General features: G+C 52.4%; 3 protein-coding genes. 2 read left to right on the top strand and 1 reads right to left on the bottom strand.

The window, feature by feature from the left end; genetic code table 11:
• Together RUA4292_RS00100 and RUA4292_RS00095 are read left to right on the top strand one after the other, a co-directional pair.
• Positions 1–207, top strand: a 207-nt coding sequence (locus tag RUA4292_RS00100) for an integrase core domain-containing protein (protein WP_145974787.1), incomplete at its 5' end; no start/stop codon positions are given.
• 316 nt (positions 208–523) lie between these two features.
• Positions 524–871: a hypothetical protein gene (locus tag RUA4292_RS00095; protein WP_058275765.1), complete on the top strand. Its 348-nt coding sequence runs from the start codon at positions 524–526 to the stop codon at positions 869–871.
• A 1-nt stretch (position 872) separates the two neighbouring features.
• Here RUA4292_RS00095 and curA read toward each other — a convergent pair whose 3' ends face one another.
• Positions 873–1,904, bottom strand: coding sequence for an NADPH-dependent curcumin/dihydrocurcumin reductase (gene curA / locus RUA4292_RS00090; protein WP_058275764.1), 1,032 nt, complete (start codon positions 1,902–1,904; stop codon positions 873–875).
• Positions 1,905–3,268: the final 1,364 nt, after the last annotated feature.

The raw sequence follows: 3,268 nt of genomic DNA, 5'->3' as shown, positions 1-3,268 counted from the left end.
GAGAACGGATTTTGTGAAAGCTTCAACGGTCGCATGAGGGACGAGCTGTTGAACGGGGAAATCTTCTACTCGCTCAGAGAAGCGCAGATCATCATCGAAGAATGGAGGAAGCACTACAACACCAAACGACCACACAGTGCACTGGGTTATCGCCCTCCGGCACCAGAAACCATCATCCCGATGGAACACAGGCCGATCATGCACTAACAATCACGTTGGACCCGTCAGATAGGGCTGCTCACTTAGACCCAGACGCGAAATCTCACGCAACTGTTAGGTAGAAGCAAAAGACTGTGTTGAGGCGCTTGAACACTGATTGCCATGCCTGACATTGCAAATTTGCTAGGTGCTTCGCACAGGTAATGGTGGGGCCCATTGCCGACATTGGACTGCCCTTCTCTATGGCGCAGTTGCGGTTTACATTGCTGCCGCTCGCCGCGGGTGCAAAACCCTAGAGTTAGGCGCACTCGCACCCCGCGGTGATTTTGCACATTCGCAGATTCGAGAAGCCGAGCGTCGCCCTATGACAACTCTGGTTGTGGATCTCGCCGGATCAAAGGCACTGTCGGCGTGGTTGGACCCCGAAGACATGAGCGAGGTGATCAAACGCTATCAAAACACGGTCGCCGATGTCGTTACACGCTATGAAGGGAATGCACCCAATTATATGGTTGACGGCGTCCTTTGCTATTTAGTTTGGTTTGTGGCGCATGAAAACGACGCCAAACGCGCCGCACGCGCTGTGCTGGAAATTGCAGGGTCGATCCCCGAAATGCGTTCGCCTTATGGGCTGGCAATCATGCGTTTCGCGAACGAAATAGATTCCGGCATTGAGGCGCGGATTGCGTGGAACAACTTTTCCCGGCCCTAGCTCACGCTACCTTAACGACCATTTTCCCAAAGTTGTCTCCGGCCAGCAGTTGGTTAAATGCTGCCGGAGCATTTTCAAGCCCTTCAACCACATGTTCCTTGTAGGTAATCGAGCCGTCATTCAGCCAGCCCATCATGTCCTGAACGAATTCGCGGTAAACCTCAGGACCGAAATTGTCGAAAATGATGAAGCCTTGCATTCTGACCTTCATCCGCAGCAGGGTACCCATAATTACGGGGCCCATATCCGGTCCATCCGGCAAAACTGGCAGATTATACCAGGATACGACGCCGCAGACTGGGACACGCGCGAACGGGTTCAAATGCGGTAAGACCGCGTACAGCACTTTGCCGCCGACATTCTCGAAGTAAACATCAATGCCATCGGGACAGGCGTCGCGCAATTGCGCCGAAAGATCCGCCGCGCGGTGATCCACACAAGCGTCGAACCCAAGGTTCTTTACCACGTGTTCGCATTTTTCCGGGCCACCCGCGATACCCACCACACGGCACCCTTTTAGCTTTGCGATCTGACCCACGGTTGCGCCCACCGGTCCAGCCGCAGCCGCCACGACAACGGTTTCACCGGGTTTTGGTTCACCAATCTTCAGCAGCCCCGCATAAGCTGTGTAGCCGGGCATTCCCAGGATACCCAACGCCCAGGACGGATTGTCCGGCGTCTTGCCAAGATTGACGACTTCCTCACCAGTTGAGATCGCGTAATCCTGCCAGCCACTCATGTTTAGAACGTAGTCTCCGGCTTCGTACTCTTCGAGGTTCGAATCCACTACCTGCCCCACGACCTGAGCCGTCATGACGCCACCGATTGGAACAGGTTCCGCGTAGGATTTCGCGTCATTCATACGACCCCGCATATAGGGGTCCAGAGACAAGAACACCGTACGCACCAACATCTCTCCGTCGCCGGGTGTTGGAATGTCCGTGATTTCAAACCGCAGCGTGTTTTTGTCCGGTTGTCCAATGGGACGTTCAGCAAGAACTATGCGACGGTTGGTGTCGGACACTTGGGGCATTGAAATCTCCTGAAAAATGAGTGTGACGCAACGCAACCATGCAAGATTGTCAAGAACTGTCCAGTCAAAATACCTTCCCAATTTACGCGGGCACCGATTGCGTAATTCAATGCCGCCCATTGGTTTTGTCACGTTATCCGTCGTTCGGTGCTAGTGCGTAGTTTTAGAAACAGGTAGTATCGTTGAATCCATCGGCTACAAGCGTCTCTGATATCCTCCTCTAATCGTTACGACGCGGGGTGACTTTTCGTTCGCTTCAATTTGAGCTCGTGTGAAATTGAGGAGATGCTACTACTTCGTGGGATCGAAGGATCCTACGAACCCGTGGGCGCTGGGTCGTCAAGTTGGGTTCGCAGATTGCTTACAACTTTTGTCAACGACAGGGCCATCCTGGCAACTACTGACATCTTGTTGCAGTTGTCCTCAAAATCTCATGTTAGAAACACTGGCTTTAGCGCGCGGTCGATCAACATGGCGCCGCTCTGCCTTAACAACCCGACATCACCGCCTCGAGGCATTCCTTGTTGGGCCCGAAATCAATGTGGCAAAACCAATCCGCGGCTCATGTAGCTGATCAATGTCGAGTTCATTGATGCGGGCCACGTCTTGTTCCAAACATGAACGACTAGGCAGCGGCTAAACTGACATCCTCGTAATAGGCCCAAAAACATCATTAGTCAGAATCCCGTAGGACCTGGGACAATAGGTCTGTAGCAGGGTTTCAGCTTACCTGTCGCCGAATTGGTTCTGTCCGTGGAAACGGACGGTCCAGTCTCTGCCACAGCTTTGAGCTATCGCGAACCTGAATTTGTCGACCCAACATCGGACAGTTTCGTACGACGCGTTGATCACACTCTGCAGTAGATCCGTAGCAAACTCTGGCGTTGATCAAAGCAAACGCTTTAGTTAGGCGAAACCAGTTAACGAGCTCTGCAAATTGACTGAATCTGCATGCCGTTTACCCTAACTGGATATTGTCACATTAACTTCCTAACTCTTAAAGATGCCCAGATGCTGGGATATCAAACAGTTCCGGTCACTGCATTCCATGCGTCAAACGCCAAAAGTTTGCAAAAGATCCCTTCTGGATCGGCTGGCGTCGCATCCAGTTCGTCCGGGAAGGTGAACACCTTGAGAAGGCCCGCCACACCGGCGACGAAGAGAAGGTGAAGGCACAGCTGGAACGATACTGATCCAGCTTTAGGAGCTGGCAATGGGCGTGAAATCAGAGATCGCGCCCATTGCCTCTTAGGAAAAAAACTTTCCTACTATTATTGATGTCCCCCAGTTTTGTTGATACCGTCGAATCACAGTGAAACACACAAGGAGATCTGCCAGCCATGTGCGGAATTGTTGGATTATTC

Origin of the sequence: Ruegeria atlantica, assembly GCF_001458195.1 — a bacterium.
Taxonomy (GTDB): domain Bacteria; phylum Pseudomonadota; class Alphaproteobacteria; order Rhodobacterales; family Rhodobacteraceae; genus Ruegeria; species Ruegeria atlantica.
The sequence above is the reverse complement of the archived record's forward strand: the minus strand, read 5'-3'. Positions and strand labels throughout refer to the sequence as shown.

Excerpts from the sequence above, each read along its gene's own strand:
- RUA4292_RS00095 (WP_058275765.1), top strand. The coding sequence starts at position 524 with ATGACAACTCTGGTTGTGGATCTCGCCGGATCAAAGGCACTGTCGGCG.
- curA (WP_058275764.1), bottom strand. The coding sequence starts at position 1,904 with ATGCCCCAAGTGTCCGACACCAACCGTCGCATAGTTCTTGCTGAACGT.